General features: G+C 41.4%; 17 protein-coding genes, 1 tRNA gene, 1 pseudogene and 1 riboswitch. Of the genes and pseudogenes, 11 read left to right on the forward strand and 8 right to left on the reverse strand.

Translation table 11 applies throughout. The annotated features are described in order from the left end of the window. Positions 1–26 precede the first annotated feature (26 nt). Positions 27–123: riboswitch (TPP riboswitch) on the forward strand. Between the two features lie 7 nt (positions 124–130). Together thiC and AACS98_RS02610 are read left to right on the forward strand one after the other, a co-directional pair. Beyond that, positions 131–1,504, forward strand: a complete 1,374-nt coding sequence (gene thiC / locus AACS98_RS02605; protein WP_066376003.1) for a phosphomethylpyrimidine synthase — start codon at positions 131–133, stop codon at positions 1,502–1,504. 318 nt (positions 1,505–1,822) lie between these two features. Beyond that, positions 1,823–3,103, forward strand: a complete 1,281-nt coding sequence (locus tag AACS98_RS02610; protein WP_066376004.1) for an FAD-dependent oxidoreductase — start codon at positions 1,823–1,825, stop codon at positions 3,101–3,103. 71 nt (positions 3,104–3,174) lie between these two features. On the opposite strand, the gene acpP is transcribed toward AACS98_RS02610, so the two are convergent. After that, positions 3,175–3,417, reverse strand: a complete 243-nt coding sequence (acpP, locus tag AACS98_RS02615) for an acyl carrier protein (protein ID WP_084386869.1) — start codon at positions 3,415–3,417, stop codon at positions 3,175–3,177. A gap of 93 nt (positions 3,418–3,510) precedes the next feature. Continuing rightward, positions 3,511–4,779: pseudogene (locus AACS98_RS02620) on the reverse strand (hypothetical protein); the annotation flags it as partial. Between the two features lie 139 nt (positions 4,780–4,918). On the opposite strand from AACS98_RS02620, the gene AACS98_RS02625 reads away from it, so the two are divergent. Further along, the gene (locus tag AACS98_RS02625) at positions 4,919–7,468 is read left to right on the forward strand and encodes a dynamin family protein (protein WP_066376059.1); all 2,550 of its coding nucleotides are present in this window, start codon (positions 4,919–4,921) and stop codon (positions 7,466–7,468) included. 256 nt (positions 7,469–7,724) lie between these two features. Here AACS98_RS02625 and pyrE read toward each other — a convergent pair whose 3' ends face one another. Further along, positions 7,725–8,345 carry an orotate phosphoribosyltransferase gene (pyrE, locus tag AACS98_RS02630; protein WP_066376007.1) on the reverse strand — a complete coding sequence of 207 codons (621 nt, stop codon included), beginning with the start codon at positions 8,343–8,345 and terminating at the stop codon, positions 7,725–7,727. Positions 8,346–8,446: 101 nt separating this feature from the next. On the opposite strand from pyrE, the gene AACS98_RS02635 reads away from it, so the two are divergent. Further along, positions 8,447–8,881: a hypothetical protein gene (locus AACS98_RS02635; protein ID WP_066376009.1), complete on the forward strand. Its 435-nt coding sequence runs from the start codon at positions 8,447–8,449 to the stop codon at positions 8,879–8,881. A 64-nt stretch (positions 8,882–8,945) separates the two neighbouring features. Here the strand turns inward: AACS98_RS02635 and AACS98_RS02640 are convergent. Next, positions 8,946–9,018 (reverse strand) — tRNA-Ile (locus tag AACS98_RS02640). A 203-nt stretch (positions 9,019–9,221) separates the two neighbouring features. On the opposite strand from AACS98_RS02640, the gene AACS98_RS02645 reads away from it, so the two are divergent. Both AACS98_RS02645 and AACS98_RS02650 read left to right on the forward strand, forming a co-directional pair. Continuing rightward, a complete protein-coding gene (locus tag AACS98_RS02645) occupies positions 9,222–9,923 on the forward strand; it encodes a hypothetical protein (protein ID WP_066376012.1) in 702 nt (233 codons plus the stop codon). Between the two features lie 133 nt (positions 9,924–10,056). Beyond that, positions 10,057–11,406 (forward strand): hemolysin family protein, encoded by a 1,350-nt coding sequence (locus AACS98_RS02650; protein WP_156481601.1) that lies wholly within the window; start codon positions 10,057–10,059, stop codon positions 11,404–11,406. Between the two features lie 80 nt (positions 11,407–11,486). Here the strand turns inward: AACS98_RS02650 and queC are convergent, their stop codons facing one another. Then, positions 11,487–12,161: a 7-cyano-7-deazaguanine synthase QueC gene (gene queC / locus AACS98_RS02655; protein ID WP_066376017.1), complete on the reverse strand. Its 675-nt coding sequence runs from the start codon at positions 12,159–12,161 to the stop codon at positions 11,487–11,489. Between the two features lie 558 nt (positions 12,162–12,719). On the opposite strand from queC, the gene AACS98_RS02660 reads away from it, so the two are divergent. From AACS98_RS02660 to rdgB, 5 genes are all read left to right on the forward strand, one after another. Continuing rightward, positions 12,720–13,802: a Gfo/Idh/MocA family protein gene (locus AACS98_RS02660; protein ID WP_066376018.1), complete on the forward strand. Its 1,083-nt coding sequence runs from the start codon at positions 12,720–12,722 to the stop codon at positions 13,800–13,802. 805 nt (positions 13,803–14,607) lie between these two features. After that, a complete protein-coding gene (locus AACS98_RS02665; protein ID WP_066376019.1) occupies positions 14,608–15,744 on the forward strand; it encodes a ParM/StbA family protein in 1,137 nt (378 codons plus the stop codon). Between the two features lie 5 nt (positions 15,745–15,749). Beyond that, on the forward strand, positions 15,750–16,247 hold the full coding sequence (locus tag AACS98_RS02670) for a plasmid segregation centromere-binding protein ParR (protein WP_066376022.1): 498 nt from the start codon (positions 15,750–15,752) through the stop codon (positions 16,245–16,247). Positions 16,248–16,383: 136 nt separating this feature from the next. Then, on the forward strand, positions 16,384–17,820 hold the full coding sequence (locus AACS98_RS02675) for a phosphoglucomutase/phosphomannomutase family protein (protein WP_066376031.1): 1,437 nt from the start codon (positions 16,384–16,386) through the stop codon (positions 17,818–17,820). 98 nt (positions 17,821–17,918) lie between these two features. After that, the gene (gene rdgB, locus AACS98_RS02680; RefSeq protein ID WP_066376033.1) at positions 17,919–18,503 is read left to right on the forward strand and encodes an RdgB/HAM1 family non-canonical purine NTP pyrophosphatase; all 585 of its coding nucleotides are present in this window, start codon (positions 17,919–17,921) and stop codon (positions 18,501–18,503) included. Between the two features lie 146 nt (positions 18,504–18,649). Here rdgB and AACS98_RS02685 read toward each other — a convergent pair whose 3' ends face one another. The 3 genes from AACS98_RS02685 to thiD form a co-directional block, all read right to left on the reverse strand. After that, positions 18,650–18,988 (reverse strand): P-II family nitrogen regulator, encoded by a 339-nt coding sequence (locus AACS98_RS02685; protein ID WP_066376035.1) that lies wholly within the window; start codon positions 18,986–18,988, stop codon positions 18,650–18,652. A 433-nt stretch (positions 18,989–19,421) separates the two neighbouring features. Beyond that, positions 19,422–20,030 carry a hypothetical protein gene (locus tag AACS98_RS02690; protein WP_066376042.1) on the reverse strand — a complete coding sequence of 203 codons (609 nt, stop codon included), beginning with the start codon at positions 20,028–20,030 and terminating at the stop codon, positions 19,422–19,424. A 226-nt stretch (positions 20,031–20,256) separates the two neighbouring features. Continuing rightward, positions 20,257–21,078: a bifunctional hydroxymethylpyrimidine kinase/phosphomethylpyrimidine kinase gene (gene thiD / locus AACS98_RS02695; RefSeq protein WP_066376045.1), complete on the reverse strand. Its 822-nt coding sequence runs from the start codon at positions 21,076–21,078 to the stop codon at positions 20,257–20,259. Between the last annotated feature and the right edge of the window lie 2 nt (positions 21,079–21,080).

The following is a 21,080-nucleotide window of genomic DNA, read 5'->3' on the forward strand; positions in this document are numbered from 1 at the left end:
AACCCTAAACAAAGTGGTAAAATCTACATTCATGCTAGGGGTGCTTGCACTAACAGGCTGAGATTACACCCTTAACACCTGAGTCTGGATAATACCAGCGAAGGGAAGCTGTCTATCGAGGGAATTTAATATGCGGAAAGAATGGGTTGCTAAACGGCGTGGACAGAGCAATGTAACTCAAATGCACTACGCACGTCAGGGTGTCATCACCGAAGAAATGCACTACGTCGCCGACAGAGAAAATCTACCGGCTGACCTCATCCGTGAGGAAGTAGCACGGGGGCGACTGATTATCCCTGCTAACATCAATCACACCAACCTAGAGCCAATGTGTATTGGCATTGCTTCTAAGTGTAAAGTCAATGCTAACATCGGTGCTTCACCCAACTCTTCTAACCTGCAAGAAGAAGTAGACAAACTCAACCTAGCGGTAAAATATGGTGCTGATACCGTCATGGACTTGTCCACAGGTGGCGGTAACTTAGATGAAATTCGTACCGCTATCATCAACGCCTCACCCGTTCCCATTGGCACAGTACCAGTTTACCAAGCTTTAGAAGGCGTTCACGGTAAAATTGAAAACCTCACCCCCGATGACTTTCTTCATGTCATCGAAAAACAAGCCCAGCAAGGGGTAGACTATCAAACCATCCACGCAGGAATTTTGATTGAGCATTTACCCTTAGTCAGAAGCCGCATCACCGGCATTGTATCCCGTGGTGGCGGTATTTTGGCAAGGTGGATGCTGCATCATCACAAGCAAAACCCCCTGTACACCCACTTCCGCGACATTATCGAAATTTTCAAGAAGTATGATGTCTCCTTTAGTTTAGGGGATTCTCTCCGCCCTGGCTGTACTCATGATGCTTCTGATGCTGCCCAATTAGCCGAACTCAAAACCCTCGGTCAACTCACCCGCAAAGCTTGGGAACATGATGTGCAGGTGATGGTAGAAGGGCCTGGACACGTCCCAATGGATCAAATTGAGTTCAACGTTAAAAAGCAAATGGAAGAGTGTTCTGAAGCACCCTTCTATGTGCTAGGCCCATTGGTGACAGACATCGCGCCTGGTTATGACCACATCACATCCGCTATTGGGGCAGCGATGGCTGGCTGGTATGGTACAGCCATGTTATGCTATGTCACACCCAAAGAACATTTAGGACTACCCAACGCCGAAGATGTTCGTAATGGTTTGATTGCATACAAGATAGCCGCCCATGCTGCGGATATTGCCAGACATCGCCCAGGCGCAAGAGACAGAGACGATGAACTCTCCCGCGCCCGTTACAATTTCGACTGGAATCGTCAGTTTGAGTTAGCACTCGACCCCGAAAGAGCCAAAGAATACCATGATGAAACTTTACCAGCAGATATTTACAAAACTGCTGAGTTCTGTTCTATGTGCGGGCCTAAGTTCTGTCCTATGCAGACTAAAGTTGATGCTGATGCGCTGACTGAACTAGAGAAGTTCTTGGCGAAAGAAGCTGTAGCACAAAGTTAGTAGTTTTCGCCTAATTAGACCACAATGTAGAGACGTTGTATGCAACGTCTCTACAAGTTTTAAAACTTTCTTTTGTGGTTCATTAACCTGATCATCCAATACAGTTGAGTTAAGAAAATATAGTATTAGCAAGGCTGGTTTGTAGTAAGGACTTTAGTCCTGAGAAAATAAGGACTAAAGTCCTTACTACAAACTGGTTTTTACTTGACAAACTTTATTCTTGTAGCGTTAACTGAACTGTATTACCTGAAAATCGCTGTAAATGCCAGTGTTTACCATGCTTTCCTCCAGAATTGCTCTGAAAATACAGGATTTAGCATGGCAAATATTTTGATTATCGGTGCGGGTATTGCTGGTTTAGCCGCAGCTAGGCAATTAAAATCTAGTGGGTTTCAAGTCACAGTTTTAGAAGGTCGCGATCGCATCGGTGGGAGAATCAATACAGATTACACTTTGGGTTTTCCATTAGACTTAGGTGCTTCGTGGATTCACGGTATTAATGGCAATCCCATTACACAATTAGCCCAAGACTATAAAGTTCTTCTTCAATACACCAACCTGGAAAAAATCACACTTTACGACAGCAACGGTCAACTTTTAGCAGCACCCACGCTTAACGAATTATACTCACTATACGCACAAATTATTGAGCAAGCTAAGTTACTGAGAAATGATTTACAGGAAGATATCTCATTAGCTGAAGCTGTACATCGAATTTTATCAGCGATAGAACTACCAATCATTCAAAAAAACCTGCTGCAATGGTATCTGATTTTGCAGGAAGAAAAATACGGCACTGACTTAATAGATTACTCCCTGTGGGAATGGGAAAAGTATGACACGTTTAGTGGTGGTGATTATCTAGTTGTTAATGGTTACGATAAAATTATTCAGGAATTAGCTCAAGATATTGATATTCAACTATCACAAAAAGTTATTGCAATTAAATATAATCAGCAAGGTGTGTCAGTAAAAACTGAGCGTGCTGATTTTACAGCAGATATAGCTTTAATTACCTTGCCCTTGGGAGTGCTAAAATCTGGTGTAGTAAAATTTTATCCTCCTCTACCAGACGATAAACTGGCTGCTATCAATCGCTTAGGTATGGGAGTTTTAAATAAAGTAGTGTTAAAATTTCCTGAAATATTCTGGTTAGAAAATGATGACATTGTGGGATATGTCAGTGATTTAAAACCTGATTTTTCCCATTTTTTCAACTTAAGCCGATATATTTCCACACCTGTAATAGTAGCATTAACTGGTGGTAGTTTTGCCCGCAGTCTAGAAACTTTATCTGAGCCAGAAATTGAGCAACGGGTGATGAGATTACTACGTAGGGTTTATGGTGATGCTATACCAAACCCAGAAGTAATTTTGACAACTAAATGGGCTAGTGATCCATTTTGTTTCGGCTCATATTCTACCATGCCTGTAGGTGCTAAAGGGAGCGATCGCACCACCTTAGCCGAACCAATTAATCATCGTCTATTTTTTGCGGGAGAAGCCACATCCCGCAAGTACCCCTCCACCGTACATGGTGCTTTTCTCTCCGGGTTGAGAGAAGCCAAACGTATTCAATCTTTATTGATGATAAAGTAGACTTGATATTCTATAAAAATTAAGCCTGTGTTCTCAGGCTTTCTATATTAATCCTGTTTAATAGGATTGCATTAATTGAATGCTTCAACAGGAACTTTTTCCCTAATATAATCAACTACCTGTTGAACAGTTGTAATTTTTTCAGCAATTTCATCGGGAATTTCAATATCAAATTCTTCCTCTAAAGCCATGATTAGTTCTACTGCATCTAAAGAATCTGCTCCCAAATCTTGCATTAAGTCAGTTTTGATGGTTATTTTATTTGCTTCAACTCCTAACTGTTCAGAAATAATTGTTTGAATTTTCCTAAACATTTTTTCTTGGAAACTCTTGTTAATGGAAATAGATGTACCAAGATTCACATTATCTACAGTAGTAATTTGATAGCTTTCCTCTACGATTGCTTTTGTTTCATCTTCAGATTCATCTCTGACTTTAAAATAGTAATAAAGGTTAGCAACAGCTAAATCTGAAGCTTGTTGTAAATTAGATATAACTAAAGATTTATAAACTGTATTTACAGCTTCCTGATTAATATATAATTCGTACTCTCGGCGTAGTTGAGGATGGAACAAAAATATGAGTTGGTCGCGTAGAGACCAAAAATGAGATTTATCAGCTAAATCTTCGTATACTAACTCTTCGGAAGGCGTGGTTAAATTGATATCAGAATTATCTATAAATTCAAAATTATCAATATCAGCACTACTTAAAAGTTTTAATTCTGATGCAGTCAGCGAAGCCATCCAATCAACATGATTCTGCCAAGAATTTAATGCAGCTAAATCATGGTTGTAAATGCGCGTCATTTCAGGAAACAGAAAATCAAGTTCATCGTGTGATTCGCAGCAGTTGATGACTGTAAGGGCATCTTCACGAATTTTATCTTGAAGTTGGTAGAGGCGATCGCTTACTGCTGATTTCTCATTTTGCACTTGATAAGTCATAATAATTGCCTGTTCAATTATCCAAGCACATTCCAGCCTACGCAGTTGTCCAGCAGCAGAGGTTTCTTCTAAAAAATGAGGATTGGTATAATCTGCTAAAGCTTCAAATAACATCCCCCGTGCGCCATCAATTTCCGCATTTCTACGACTGAAATCTTGTAATTGCATCGCTGAACGAAAGCGGTTGATAGCTTGAACGAATAAACCGTAAGCCCGGACTAAAACCACACGATGCTGTTCAAATTTGATGTCTTGGGATACCTGCTCAATTATTTGCCTAATCTCTACTCCTTGGTCTTTTAAAGCTTGTTTAAGGTCAATAAACCCATTTTTAACCTCAAGCCGCATTTGCTCAACTTCTTTTCTCAGTTTTAGAGTTTGATGTAAGTTTATAGCTGTCAAGGCTACACCTGCTACTGTTCCCACACCAATTAACGCAGTCGTAGCTTGTAACACTCCTAAACTAGATTGCATGACTTGTAAGCTATTTAGTACCTCTGTAAATCCTCTATTCATTTGATACATTTGCGCCCCACTGGTAACAACCTGAGAAACTGCTAACAGTGGTGATAGGGGACTGTTGTTTACTGTAGCACCGATAGCATGAGCGACAAACTGTCCGGTTACAGCATCTCTAGCCATCCCTATTGGTACACCATTAGTAAAAACTTGAGCATATTTACCAGCTAGAATACCAGCTTCAATGATGGGTGCAAATTGGAACTGCATTTTTTTGATTGATAGAGGTGATTTAATCCAGACTAACTCGTTCAGAAAGAGCTAAATAACCGTAATTACTCGGTATATAGGTAAATTTTGCCTAAAATTTGGGCATACTAAATCCGAACCTATCAGTATGACCAAATTTATGGATACTTCCTTAGTTAACCCTCAACTTATTGATTTGTTATCAAAGATTTCTGGACAAAAGCTAACTGAAAGAGAACTGACAGCACCCGTGATATTTCTGGCAAATTTAGTCACGATACTGTTAGGGGTAATATTTGTTGATGGCACAGTAACAGAGTCAGAAAAGCAAAGACTACTAAAAACCCTCTATTTATTCAGCACACCAGACAGTGATGTGCGTCGCTTGACGCATTTGATGATTAAGGAAATTAAAGATAATCAGCTTTATAAAAAGATGAATTATATACTCGCTCTAGCGTCTCCGCTTTCAGAATCAGAAAGATTATTACTGATTGCTTTTGGCTATGAAATGTCAGCTATAGATGACGACATAGACGCGAGGGAAAAACGATATTTAGAAATAATCAGCAATCATTTAGGTATTAGTCAAAAACATTTAGCTGTCTTAGAAGCAGGTTTTACTCATCAAGGTGTAACAGACTCAACAGCTTTAGATGAAGTAAAGTTTTTACTCGCTCCTGCACGGTTTCATCAACTGGATTCGATGTTTGTCAAAGCTACAACTGATATGTTAGCAGCTTTACCTGCTCAACCTGTAACAAAAATCAGTCAACCAGTGAGCAAACATTCTTATAGTGATTTAAAACTTTTTCAAGAGTATCAAAAACAATTAGACTATATTTGCTATCGTCTATTTCAGATAATTAATGAATGTCAAAATGATGGTTTTTTAACCAAAAATTTAATTGATGAAGTGAGTAAAATATCTCAAAAATTACAATCTCAGCAGTTTCGTTTAGCAGTTATTGGTGAATTTAGCCAGGGAAAATCAACTTTACTCAATGCGTTGCTAGGTGAAGGAATTCAACCTGTAAGAGAAATTCCCTGTAGTGGGGCATTAACAGTATTAAAATATGGTAATCACAAGCGAGTAATATGTCGTTATAAAAATGGCACGGAAGCAGAGATTCCATTGAGCGAATATCACATAAAAGCCAGTATTTCAGAAGACGCAGCACTGGGTTGTCTTAGTGATGAACTGGGAAATTCAGAAATTAAAGAAATAGTTTTTGAACATCCTGATTTAGAATTATGTAGGAGTGGAGTAGAAATTATAGATTCTCCGGGTTTAAATGAACATCCTGAGCGTACAATCATTACTCAACAAATACTAAAAGATACAGATGCAGTAATTTTCTTAACTAATGTATCTCGTTCTTTAACTCAAACTGAACGAGAATTACTGCAAGATTTAAGAACTCAACTAAATGGTGGTAAAGAAAGTGAACCTGCTAACAATCTTTTTGTAGTGGGTAATTTTATGGATTTGGTACGCACAGAAAAGGGAAGAGAACAAGTCAGACAGCGAATTGAAAGGTTCGTACAAAGTGATAATCCTCTGATTGTTGGTGAAAACAGGATTCATTTGATTTCTGCTCAAGCTGCATTAGATGCTATGTTAGGAGGTTATGAGAATGAATATTTAAGCACTTTCCAGAATTTTATTAAGTCTATTGAAGAATTTTTAACCAATGAAAGGGGAAGGTTAAAAATCAAATTATCTGTAGCGGAAATCGACAATTTAATCCAAAGATGTCTAAGCGGATTAGAACAATCTAAACAAGTGTTAGATGGGAAAATAAATATTTCCGAGTCTGAAAAACAGAAAATATTTGAACAAATAGGTGAAGCTAGTGGGCGTGATGTCAGAATTCGTTTAGTAGCTTCTCAACTGGTAGATAAAGTAATTGATGAGGCGGCTGAATCTTGGGATGAGTGGCGTGAAAACTTAAGGGAACGCATATTTGAGAAAAGTAGAAATTGGTATTCTGAACACAGCCATGTCTGGAGCCAAGATAAACTAATTCAAGATTATATTAATCAATTTGTCAGAGATTTATCTAAAGAGATAGATGATTGGGGAAACAAAAAGCTTAAAGATGTTATACTGCGAGAAAATCTTCAGATTTTAGATACAAATATTGAATATGAACTAGATGCAATTAAAGCCAAATTTAGGAAGATTGAACAACAGGTAAAAGCTAATTTTAGTGAACAGCTACAATTAACTATAGACGGTATAACTGATGATTTTATCGGTTTGGGAGGAATAGGTGGCGGTTTAGGAATAGGAGGGGCTTTAGCTGTGGGATTATTAGCATTTACAGGAATTGGCTTTATAGGAATAATTATCGCCAGTTTAGCTGGTATGGTTGCAGGTTCTTTTGGTTTGGGAATGTTGGATGTAGATGGACTTCATCAGCAAATTAAGCGAAAAATTATTGAAATAGGAGATGAAAAGTTTCACGAATCAACAGATAAAGTTTCTGAGAAGCTATATGAAATTGTTAATTCAGTTTTTGATTCCAAAGTTGAAACAGCCAGTCGAGTGATTTCTCAAGCTATATTGCTTTATGAGAACTTGCTAGAACAACAAGAAAAAGTACACCAAGAAACTGTAGAAGAACGTGAGGCTGAGAAGGTGTGGATATTTCAAAAACGCCAAGAGATTGAACAGTTAAAAACTTCAATAAAAGCGTTTGTGTAATAGTCTGTTAGTTAGTAAAAAATGTAATGACCAGATCCCCGACTTCTTTGAGAAGTCGGGGATCTATCCCAATTCTGTACTGTAGAGACGTTGCATGCAACGTCTCTACATTATTTATTTGATGCAACTTCATAGAGAATTGGTATTAATATATCCTGGAAATGTGGGTTTAATTTGTGTAGTTAGTAGGGTGCGTCAGTAGGAATAATTTTTCGCTATCTTAAGAACTTATGTGTCTGACGCACCCTACATATTACTATTGACCTAATTCCCGATACCTTTGTTGAATATCCTCAATTGTAAACACCGCTTCAAACCTTAAACCCACAGACTGGTAAAACTCCGCTCCCCCTTGTTTCCTGTCTACCAGCGAAATTACCTCCTCCACAACATAACCAGCCGCCCGGAGTCGCTCCACCGCTTTCATCGCAGATTTTCCAGTGGTGACGACATCTTCCAACACGACAATTTTTGCACCTTCAGGTAAATTTGGCCCTTCAATATAAGCCTTAGTTCCATGACCTTTCGCTTCTTTGCGAATAATCAAGGCTGGTATCGGTTGATTTTCATAGGCAGAAACTACACTCACAGCTGTCACAATCGGATCAGCCCCCAGAGTTAAACCAGCTACAGCTTGAGTATCAGAAGGTAACAGGGATAAAAGAATACGACCGATCGCTAAAGCACCTTGGGGATGGAGTGTTACCTGCTTACCATTAATATAGTAAGAACTCGGTTGTCCAGAAGACAGGACAAAATCACCTTCTTGATAGGCGAGTTGACAAAATAAATCCAGTAATTTTTGACGCAGAGTTGTGATATCGACACTAGCCGCCCAAATATCTGACTGGGTAAGGGTTTCAGTAGAATACGTCATTACAAACCAGTGAAAGTTATGCTACACCAAAGGTTGAACTCATGAGAGTTCTGAACTTAAGCATAAGTTAAGATTTACCCAAAAATTGAGGAGTAAACAAGATGGGTATCAAATTTAAGAGCTTCAGTAGTTTATTAGTGCTGTTAACTACAGGTATTGTTTTTCCGGCGATCGCCAATGCTGAAACACCAATACCCAATTATGAAAGCACAAGTGATGTTTTTGAACGTGCTTATTTTCGCTATGACCGCAACTTTTATGACAATACCACACCCCAGCGTCAGTTAGATTCATTTTTGGGTTCTGGTTCGCTATTACGCAATTCCTTTCCAGAAAATGAGATTGCCCGTGATGCTCAATTAGTAAACACACTCTATCGAGATGTACTTACCCAACAGGCAATGAATGACCCTTATCTTCGCACACCCGATTTACCCAATCCCTATGATACATCCTTGCTTATGTCCCCCCGGCTGAATGCCAATAAATTAAAGGTTGGGACAGAATTCCGCTTTGGCAGTTCCCTAGGTCGATAAAATCACAAATTTTCTAATTACGGATGGGTAGACGCTCCCAGAGCGTCTTTTCGTCACCGATAAATCCAGGGTGCAGGAGTTGAACCTGCCTTGGGCGAATTATGAGTTCGCTGCCTCAACCGCTCGGCCAACCCTGGTTAGATTTTAATTGTATCCTATATTTATGGTTTGTGTACCATCAGGAACAATTTTCTCATTTTCCATACTACACAATTTATTGATGGAATAGGGCATACTATGTTTAATTAAGTTATTTTAAAGTTTTACGCAACCAGTTTTATCGTCATTAATATACTCCAGCTAATATAGACCAGCATTCGTGTGCTATGGCTTGCCAGCAATGAAAATCAACTCTACTGTAATTCTGACTTTGGTTTTGTTATTCCTGATGTTAGGCGCAGGTTCGGTGAGCGCGTTCTTAGGATTTAATTTGGGCAGTTCTGCTCTTACAGGTGTGACAACGCCAGATGGTCGTCCTACCAGCAAGTTTACCAGCAATAAATCCTCTAATGCACAATCAGGAGCAGTGACACTCTTAAAAGAAGAGGAAATCCTGAAAATTGTCAAGGCACGTATTGAAGGTAAAACTAAAGCCGCTAAATCAGACAAGCAAGAGGAAGAAGAGGAGGGAATTACTTTCAAAAAGCAAAAGCAGGAGAGTAAGTCTGAAGAAGCAGTGCCAGAAAAACTGCAACCAGGATTTCCGATCACTGCTGAAAGTGAAGGGGTGACTATGGCTGTGCAATCAGTTCGCTACTCTGGTGGCGACTTACTGCTGAGAGTGAAAATGCAGAACAAAGGTACTGATTCTGTACGCTTTTTGTATAGTTTCTTAGATGTGACTGACGATAAAGGTAGAACCCTTAGTGCTAGTACAGAGGGATTACCAGCAGAATTACCAGCCAATGGGCCGGCATTTTCTGGGACTGTCAGCATTCCTATAGCTTTACTGGATGATGTTAAACAAGTCTCCCTTGCGCTGACAGATTATCCCAATCAAGAACTGAAGCTAGAAGTAGCAAATATTCCTGTAGATCGGTAGGGATGGGAGACAAGGAAGTTGGGAAAGAGGAAGCAGGAGGAAGAAATGGGGAAAGTTTTCCCGCTTTGCCCCTTGCCAAACACCCCAATTCCTCGCCAATCCCTTACAATCCCCAATAGCATGAGTTGTGGCGGTGAATGAATTTCCTAATTTGAGCTTGACAAATGTGGGGTTAAGGTTGTTGTCGGTGTTACTGCTGATTGCAATCAATGCTTTTTTTGTAACGGCAGAATTTTCCATAGTGACGGTGCGCCGAACGCGCATTCATCAGTTGGTTGAGGCTGGTGATATCCAAGCGATCGCCGTTGAGGGACTACAACATAGTATTGATCGGGTATTATCGACAACTCAGTTGGGTATTACCCTTTCTAGTTTGGCTTTGGGGTGGATTGGCGAAAGTTCGATTGTAGTGGTTATCGGTTCTTGGCTGAAATCCTTACCTTTAACCGCCGGTATGAGTCATGCGATCGCTCATTCCCTATCAATTCCCATCGCCTTTTTTTTAATAGCCTATCTGCAAATTGTTTTAGGGGAGTTGTGTCCTAAATCAGTCGCCATGCTCTACTCTGAGCAGTTAGCAAGGTGTTTAGGGCCATTAGTCAAAGCGATTGTCCGTTTTTTCAGCCCCTTTATTTGGATTCTCAACCAATCAACCACTTATCTGTTACGATTGTTTGGCATCGAATACACTGGCCAAAGTTGGAGACCACCTGTAACACCAGAAGAACTACAGCTGATTATCTCCACAGAACGGGAATCTACTGGTTTAGAAACCACAGAGCGAGAATTACTGAATAATGTCTTTGAATTTGGTGATGTCACAGCACAAGATGTGATGATTCCCCGGACTGGGATTGTCGCCTTATCAAATGATGCCAGCTTTGAGACCTTACTCCAGGAAATGATCAACACTGGACACTCTCGTTATCCTATCATTGGCGAATCCCTAGACGACATTCGCGGCATTGTTTACTTTCGTGATTTAGCCAAACCCTTGGCATTAGGTAAACTCCATTTAAACACCCAAATCTCAGCTTGGATGCGTCCGGCTCGGTTTGTACCAGAAAACACCCCCCTGAGTGAACTTTTGCCGATGATGCAGCAAGAAAAACCAGCTATGGTCATAGTTGTGGATGAATTTGGTGGGGCTGTCGGGCTGGTAACTATCCAAGATGTGATTGCAGAAATTATTGGCGATGCAGGTCAATCTCAAAGCAGTGACGATTTACTCATTGAGATGTTAGACCCACAAACATTTTTAGTGCAAGCCCAAATTAACTTAGAAGACTTAAATGAAGTTTTGCATATCAATTTACCCTTAACCAAGGAATATCAGACTTTAGCTGGTTTTTTACTGTATCAATTGCAGAAAATGCCCAACATCGGCGAAATTTTCCACTATGAAAATCTTGAGTTTACTGTAGTATCTGTTGACGGGCCACGACTGCATCAAATTCAGTTGCGACGGTTGACTGGGGAATAGGGGGATGAGGGAGATGAGGGAGACAGTGAAGAATTTTTATTCAATGCCCCATGCCCCATGCCCCATGCCCCATGCCCATCCTAAGCATAGGGTAATGGATCAACAAGTCCCAATTCGGCAAAGGCTGCTAGACGCAAGCGACAAGAATCACAGACACCACAAGCTACATCACCACCAGCATAGCAAGACCAAGTTAGCTCCCAAGGGACACCTAATTTATTGCCTAGTTGGATAATTTCGGTTTTTTTCAATTCTAGGAGGGGTGCAACAATTTTAATGGGTTGTCCTGAGCGTCCTTGTTTTGTACCCAGGCGAAAAACTTCTTGCATTGCTTGAATATAGTCGGGGCGACAGTCGGGATATCCTGAGTAGTCTAAGGCGTTTACACCGATGTAGACTCTTTCGGCGGCGATCGCTTCCGCATAGGCAAGGGCAAAACTTAAAAATATCGTATTCCGTGCAGGTACGTATGTCACGGGAATACTTTGAGACATCTCATCTAGAGAACGTGCTTCAGGTAGAGCGATCGCATCGTCTGTCAGTGCTGAACCACCCCATAGTCTTAAGTCAAAGTTAACTAGCTGATGCTGTACAACCCCAGCGTTTTGAGCCACAAGCCTGGCTGAGTGCAACTCTCGGCGATGTCGCTGCTGATAATCAAAGGACATAGAGTAACACTCACAACCATCAGCCTTTGCTTGGTAAAGAATTGTGGAAGAGTCTAATCCCCCAGATAACAAAATTACAGCTTTCATTTCCGGTTTAAATTTTCCATGTTCAACGCCAAATCATACTCCCAGATTAAAGAATGGTTTTCTTTTTGGCTGACATAATTCATGAGCCATAAATCTAAACGGTAAAACCTTTGAGTGCTGTGCATAATTATGTAAAAATTATTTGGGCAGATTCCGTGCTGTCAGTCTTAAATAAATCTTTTTTTATCTAAACAATCCAGTATGATATTTTTATTAATTATTTTGTAATATTCTTAACAATGAGATTGTCAAATTTCAGCCTAGGTAATTTATTGTCTAACTGTCTTTTGAGAATTTTCACGGAGAACTACTAGAATTTTCAAGGTAATACTAAAGACGTATTGTAGTTTGTATAGAACAGAAAAAACCGAGCAATTTAAAAATGTCTGTGCAAAAGACAGCTAGATTACGGGAACTGATGTCAACCTTTGAAATTCTTCATAAACAAGCCCTCTATGTTACCATCTGGATGGTTTTAGACGGAGCATAATCGGCTGTCTAGTATAAACGCCAACGGCCATAGCGTCTCTAAATTTGGTGGTTGAGGAGAGAACAATAGTGCAAAATAGGATGTCAGTGGCAGAACCAAATTCATACACACAGCGCAACCAGCCACGACCGATTCGTATAGGTGTAATCGGCGTAGGTAACATGGGACAACATCATGTCCGTACACTCAGTTCTATGAAAGATGTAGAACTGGTGGGCGTGTCAGATATTAATGTTGAAAGAGGCTTAGAAACCGCCAGTAAATACAAAGTACGTTTTTTTGAAGATTACTGTGACCTGCTCCCCCATGTAGAAGCGGTGTGCATAGCTGTTCCTACTCGCTTGCATTATGCTGTGGGTATCAACTGTCTATTGGCAGGTATTCATGTTTTAATTGAAAAGCCAATTGCTGCTAGCATTTCCGAGGCAGAATCTTTAGTTAATGCGGCGGCTGAATCTCAGTGCATTCTGCAAGTTGGTCATATTGAGCGATTTAATCCCGCTTTCCGTGAACTACATAAGGTGCTGCAAACTGAAGAAGTTCTAGCCCTAGAAGCTCACCGCATGAGTCCTTACTCAAACCGAGCTAATGATGTGTCTGTGGTGCTGGATTTAATGATTCATGACATAGACTTGTTGTTAGAATTGGCAGCCTCACCAGTCACAAAGTTAACCGCTAGTGGAACTCGCGCTTCTGACTCCGGTTATTTGGATTATGTCACCGCTACCTTGGGATTTGCTAATGGCATTGTTGCCACTTTGACAGCTAGCAAAGTCACACACCGCAAAATCCGCCGCATTGTCGCCCATTGTAAAAACTCGTTTACTGAAGCTGATTTTCTCAAGAATGAGATTTTAATTCATCGACAAACACCTGCGAATTCCGTCAATGACCATAAGCAAGTATTGTATCGGCAAGATGGTTTAATTGAAAAAGTTTATACTACTAACATTCAACCCCTAAGTGCAGAATTAGAGCATTTTGTCAACTGTGTACACGGTGGGAATCAGCCTTCTGTGGGTGGAGAACAAGCACTTAAAGCTTTGAGATTAGCTAGTTTAATTGAGCAGATGGCTCTAGAAGAACGGGTGTGGAATCCATTGGATTGGCAATCTGAATCAAGAGTACAATCTTTGACTCCCACAGTTTAAAAAAGTTAATAATCAAAACTCAAAAGGCAAAAGTCAAATTTTCTACATTTGATTTTTGCCATTTTGTGTTTTTTAACTGTACTAGGACTTACGCAAGTGTCACACCAAATATGTCTTGTAGGGTGCGTCAGACGGCTTCAATGCTGTCAATAAACAGATTGTTGATATCTGACGCACCCTACTATTATGCCAGTTGCGTAAGTCCTGTGTACTTTGAACTGTCCTGCGGGCGGCTTTGGCAGAGGGCAGAAGGGTAGAAAAGGTTTTAAGGTCAGCTTGTTGCATTGCCTAAAATCGGTGGAAGTCCGTTGATTAGCCTTCTGCCTTCTGCTTCCTCCTGCTTTTTTCAATTCCGTACCCGTAGGCATGAGCAATATGTAATTGCTACCATTCTTATGGTATACAACTTTAGAGAGCGCGGTTTGGGTATGTTGGCTAAAATACGCAGGTTCAGCCTGGGGTAGTGAATTTGAAGTTGTGGATAAGTACCTATCCCTTGGAGCGAAAATTTTACTTGGGAGTTTGGTGTGAGCATTGGTCGTCAGCATACTCAAACGTAAGCGCAGAAACACGATTATTTGAAAAACATTAACTTTTAGTTGGCAATTGGGGGTTACATCTGTTAAAAATTCGCCTAGACTATGCCCAAGAATCCTGAACAAAGCGATCGCTCAAGTTTTACAAAAACTTTAAAAAAGGGCGTATTTGTCGTTACACTTGTCGAAGCCAATTATTTCTAATAAGCGGCCTATTTGTATGATGTGCATGGTAACTTTTTACAGTTAAGTAAGGACTAGGAGCTTGTATGACAGACCAACCTTCCGCCGCTACCCCCATGAATGCTGCTGCCATACCGCTTAACCGGGTGTCAGCTAACGTACCCATCAATACCACCACACCCCCAAAAGTAAATAACAATTTGGGCAAAGCTATTCTCAGCGTTGATTTAGGCAGAACTTCCACAAAAACCTGTGTCAGCCGTGATCCAAACAATGTGATGTTTGTACCTGCCAACGTCAAACAAATGACTATAGAACAGGTACGCGGTGGCGTGTTTGAAGCCCGTGCTACCGATCCTCTGATGGATTTGTGGCTGGAGTATCAAGGTAATGGCTACGCTGTTGGTCAATTGGCGGCAGACTTTGGGGCTAACTTAGGAGTTGGCCAGTCCAAAGTGGAAGATGCACTGATCAAGGTTTTGGCGAGTGCTGGCTACTTTAAACTCAAAGATGATATTTCTGTAGTGCTGGGTTTACCTTTTCTCTCGTTAGAACAATTTGAACGGGAAAAAGCACAATTGATTAGCCAAGTGTCTGGGCCTCATGTCCTTAATTTCCGGGGCGAATCTTTATCTTTGAATATCACTAAAGTTTGGGTGATGCCAGAAGGCTATGGCAGTCTATTATGGTCAGAAGCCCAACCTAAAAAGAGTCCCAACACCCCTGATTTTACAAAAATATCGGTGGCGATCGTTGATATCGGACACCAAACCATCGATTTGTTGATGGTGGATAACTTCCGCTTTGCACGAGGTGCTTCTAAGAGTGAAGACTTTGGTATGAGCAAGTTTTATGAAATGGTAGCTGCTGAAATTGAGGGCGCAGATAGTCAGTCTCTAGCCTTAATTTCTGCGGTTAATAAACCTAAAGGCGATCGCTTTTATCGTCCTAAAGGTGCTAGCAAACCCACTAACCTCGATGACTTTCTGCCCAACTTAATCGAGCAGTTTTCCAGAGAAATTTGTAGCCGTGTCCTCGCTTGGTTGCCAGAACGTGTTACCGATGTGATTATCACCGGTGGTGGTGGCGAATTCTTCTGGGAAGATGTGCAACGTCTACTCAAAGAGGCGAAAATTAACGCCCATTTAGCAGCACCTTCTCGGCAAGCTAACGCCTTGGGGCAGTATATTTATGGAGAGGCGCAATTATCTGCTAGGTCCTAAAAAGAATGTTCCAATGGTCAAAAAAGGTAGTGAAATCGGTCACGTTCAATCCAGGAGTCGCTGACGAAAGTTTGTTAGCACTGGTGGAAAGCTATTTAGAACAACAGCCTGACAAGACTTTCAGTGACCTCTGTAAAGAAGCCTTATGGCAATCTTTATGTGTACCGGAATCTGTAAAACCTGGTTTAAAAACAGCAGCAACAGAATCGGTTGAACAGAAAATCGATGAACTGCAACGTCAAGTAGCTGACCTTGAGGGACGTTTTTTTGCCAAGGAATCTCATCGCTTGGAGGCTATGGAACGCCAAATTTTACAACTGACTCAACAGATGGCGCATCTGGCAATCATGGTGACAGAGCGACCTGTTGTTTACCATTCGCCTCCACCAGTACCAGCACCAGATACCGTCAATCCTACGACTCCTGCTGTTGAACCGGTTGAACCACCAGCAGAAGTTGACCCGGTGATTAGGCGTTTAAGTCAGTATCTTGATGATTTTTAACAAAACATCATAAATTGTGAGCAGTTTTTGCTCCTATCAAAAATCCTTAATAGTGAAAACTATTAAGGATTATTAATATTTATTTCCCAAACTATACAAATGCTAAAATCCTCAAGTGTACACCGAGAATACCTGAATGCCAGTGATAGCTAGCCCAATCAAGTTTGGTACAGACGGCTGGAGGGGCGTAATTGGCGATGAGTTCACCTTTGAACGTCTAGCTTTGGTCGCACCTGTTGCAGCAAAAGTATTATATAATACATATTTTTCGACTGTAGGTAGTCGCACAATTATTGTGGGTTACGACCGCCGATTTATGGCTGAAGACTTTGCCCGTGTTGTTGCTCATGCTGTCACCGCCGTCGGCTTTGATGTGCTGCTGAGTGACAGCTATGCACCAACCCCGGCTTTTAGTTGGGCAGCAAAAGCATTTAACGCTTTGGGTGCGTTAGTAATTACAGCCAGTCATAACCCAGGGGCGTATTTAGGATTAAAAGTTAAAGGTTATTTTGGTGGTTCAGTCTCACCAGAAGTCACAAAAGATATAGAAGCATTATTACCTTCAGGTGTATCACCAGCAGTTACCCCTGGTAAGTTAGAAAAATTTGACCCTTGGCCAAGTTATATCCAAGGCTTAGAAAAAAAAGTTAATATTGCCAAGCTCAGAGAAGCGATCGCCTCTGGTAAACTCAGCGTCTTCGCTGATGTAATGCACGGTGCAGCAGCTAGCGGTTTGGGCAGATTATTAGGTGAACGTGTCCAAGAAATCAATAGCAACCGTGATCCCTTATTTGGTGGCGGTGCGCCTGAACCTTTACCTAAATATCTATCTGAGCTATTTAATATCATCAAAACTGATCACGATACCAATCCATCAGGTTTAGCTGTAGGATTGGTGTTTGATGGCGATTGCGATCGCATCGCCGCCGTAGATGGAAACGCTAATTTCCTCAGTTCCCAAGTTTTAATCCCCATATTAATCGACCACCTCACCCAGAGACGGAACTTTACCGGCGAAATTGTCAAAACCGTGAGTGGTTCCGATTTAATACCCAAAGTAGCAGCACTACATCACCTGTCAGTCTTTGAAACACCAGTAGGGTATAAATACATTGCTGACAGAATGTTAGCCGCACCAGTATTGTTAGGTGGGGAAGAATCAGGAGGTATTGGTTATGGTAGCCATATACCAGAACGGGATGCCCTACTATCAGCATTGTATGTCTTAGAGGCGATCGTTGAATCTGGGCAGGATTTAGGCGACTATTATCGCCACTTGCAACAGCAAACAGGCTTTATTTCCGCTTATGACCGTATAGATTTGCCCCTAGCCAGCATGGAAGTCCGGGCGCGACTACTCCAACAACTGCAAACCCAACCATTAACAGAAATTGCCGGTAAAGCCGTAATTGACTGTAAAACCATCGATGGCTACAAATTCCGCCTTGCAGATCAAAGCTGGTTAATGATTAGATTCAGTGGTACAGAACCAGTTTTACGCCTCTACTGCGAAGCCTCCACCCTGGAAGAAGTGCATAAAACTCTGGCTTGGGCGAAACAGTGGGCTGAGTGAGGAAGCTCTTGAGCAGGGGAGCAGGGGAGCAGGGAGCAGGGGAAGCAGGGGAGCAGGGGGAGAAAAACTAACGACTAATGACTAATGACTAATGACCAATGACTATACTCGTAGTAGCGACAAGTAATCCTGGTAAGTTGCGGGAAATGCAAGCTTACCTCCAAGATACTGGCTGGGAATTAATACTCAAGCCAGCAGAATTAGAAATTGAAGAAACAGGTGTTACCTTTGCTGAGAATGCCTGTCTAAAAGCCTCACAAATTGCTCAAGCGACGGGAAATTGGGCGATCGCAGATGATTCTGGTTTGCAGGTAGATGCGCTCAATGGCTCACCTGGCGTATATTCTGCCCGTTATGGTACAACCGACTCAGATCGGATTGCTAGATTACTCAGAGAATTAGGTAGTGAAGATAACCGCAAAGCCCAGTTTGTCTGTGTAGTCGCGATCGCGCGTCCTGATGGTAGCATTGCTATCCAAACAGAAGGTATTTGTCCTGGGGAAATTCTGCACGCACCCCGTGGTAATGGTGGTTTCGGCTACGATCCGATTTTTTACGTCCCCGAAAAGCAATTGACTTTTGCACAAATGACACCAGAGTTAAAAAAGTCAGTTAGTCATCGTGGTAAAGCTTTTGCCGCCTTACTCCCTCAATTACCCACATTGCTAACTCCTGAGTCCTAAGTATTGCATCCACAAGTCTTGTAGGGTGCGTCAGAAGAGATAATTTTGTAAACCTTCACAGATTGTCCACATCTGACGCACCCTACTAATATCTAGGTGATGTATTGGTTGTTACCTTAGATAGAATTGGCATCAACACTTAGCACTTACACGGCTTCGGTGTTCTTTTCTCCGGTACGAATCCGAACTACTTGCTCTACAGATGAGATAAAAATCTTACCATCACCGATTTCACCGGTACGAGCAGCCGAGATGATTTTGTCAACCACCATATCAACTTGGTTATCTTCAACCACAATTTCCACCTTGAGTTTTTGCAGAAACTCCACAGTATACTCAGAACCGCGATAGCGTTCTGTTTGCCCTTTCTGCCGTCCAAACCCACGAACTTCAGAAACCGTCATACCCACAATACCAGCATTGACTAAAGCGATTTTCACTGCGTCTAGCTTAAATGGACGGATAATTGCTTCTACTTTTTTCACGTTATCGACTCCTGATTTTTTGATGGTTCGTTTATATATCTAGCCAGATCAAATATCTGACACTTTCACCATTCGCCTTATTTTCAAGGCAGATGTAGGAATTGCAAATTTTTTTAACTGCATCTGACCCACACCAGCATTTATCAGATTAGCAGTAGCACCTATAGATGAATTGGTTAATTTGGAAAATTTTGATATTAAACTGCTGTGATCAGATTTGCTTTTTTCATGTAGCTTTGATAACTCAAAACCAATAAATGCCAAGTTTGCTTCAATATGCTCATAAATCTAGCAATTAGCTGTAAGTAATTAACACCAATGCTAAAAATCTCAGCAGTAGTGATAGTGCCAAATACTACGACATGGCAAAAATAAATATAACATTAGTTAGCAGCAAAAAGGTTAAAATTTATGTCTATGATCGCTGGACTGATTAGCGACTTTCATGTTGAAATAGGGGACGCACAATTAAATACCCAGCCCCAAAAGCTGTCAACATAATTAATAAAATGCCTAGTGCCAACCACCAACCATTAACTTCTTTTACTTCTGACTTAGCGGTAGGATAGTAACCTACTTCTTGCTCTTCAACTAATACTGTTTCTGGCATGGGAACACTGATTTTAGCCCCAGGGACAGAAAAATTAGTTTGACGGCTTTTGTTGCTGGGTGGTTCAGGTACAACAGGTTGGCGGTAACGATTAGCCGGTGGGCGTGGTTGTGTGGGAGTAGATTGATAATTTTTGGGAACGTTGACTTCAGGGTGAGAATCTGGAGGAGGGTAATAACTGGGCGTAGTTCGGGAATCGACCAATTTTTGCAAGTGTAAAAAAGACTGAACAACTTGAGTGATTTCATGGCGCAGGCGTTGATTTTCTTGCGCTAGTTGTCGATTTTTCGCATTCAGCGCATCTAACTGTGCCTGTGTTGCCTTTAATTCCGTAGCTAATTCCCGATATACGTATAATGGTACAGAGGTTGGAGGGCTTGGAGGATTTGGTTTTGGTGGAATGCCGTGAACAGAACCTGTGGTTGTTCGCATCAGTGGGTTGGTATCAAAATAAGTGAATGAGAGTATCAGAAATAGTATCAAAAGACAGTCAGTCCTGAAACTAGCCCAAGAATAATAGAAAAATGCTCGGAGTGCAAAGATATCTAATATTACATTGTTAGCTATTAGTCATTAGTCATTAGTCATTAGTCATTAGTCATTAGTTTTTCTTCCCCTGCCTCCCCTGCTCCCCTACCTCCCCTGCCTCCCCTGCTCCCTAACCTTGTAGTAATGGGAAAAAATGACCTACAGGGCCTTGTCCTTTGCCAATATCTAGGGAATAAGTGAGTGCAGTGCTAACATATTTCTTCGCTTGTTGTACAGATGTCCACAAATCTTCACCTTTGGCTAAATTGGCAGCGATCGCAGCTGATAAAGTACAACCAGTACCATGAGTGTTGTTAGTATCTACCTGCTGTGTAGTCAGTGTTTCTAGCTTACTACCATCAAACCAAATATCAACACCACGGGCATTTCCTGGCATTCCTCCACCCTTAACTAAAACCACCTTCGCCTTTAAACTGCGGTGAATGACTTGCGCTGCTGCCCGCATATCATCTAAAGAATTCACCGGGAAACCGCTTAAAATCTGGGCTTCGTAGCGATTAGGTGTCACAATAGCGGCTTTAGGTATCAATTGCTGGCGCAGTGTCTTAACCGCATCATTATCAATTAACTGCGCCCCTGTACGTGATACCATCACCGGGTCAACAACTAAGTTATCAATTTGTAAAGCCTCTACCTGTAGGGCAACAGCCGCAATAATTTTTTGGTTGAGTAACATACCCGTTTTCGCCGCTTGTACACCAATATCCTCAACCACCGCTTGCATTTGCGCCACAACAGCCTCCGGCGACATCGCATCAACTCGCCTCACCCCTAGAGTATTTTGTGCAGTCACGCAGGTAATAGCACTAGCACCGTGGACACAGTGAACAGCAAAAGTACGTAAATCAGCTTGAATTCCTGCACCACCACCACTATCCGACCCTGCAATAGTTAAAGCAACAGGAATCCTCGATATTTTCTCAGCATTCATAG

Source organism: Anabaena sp. CA = ATCC 33047, assembly GCF_963870205.1.
In the GTDB taxonomy this organism is placed as follows: Bacteria; Cyanobacteriota; Cyanobacteriia; order Cyanobacteriales; family Nostocaceae; genus Trichormus.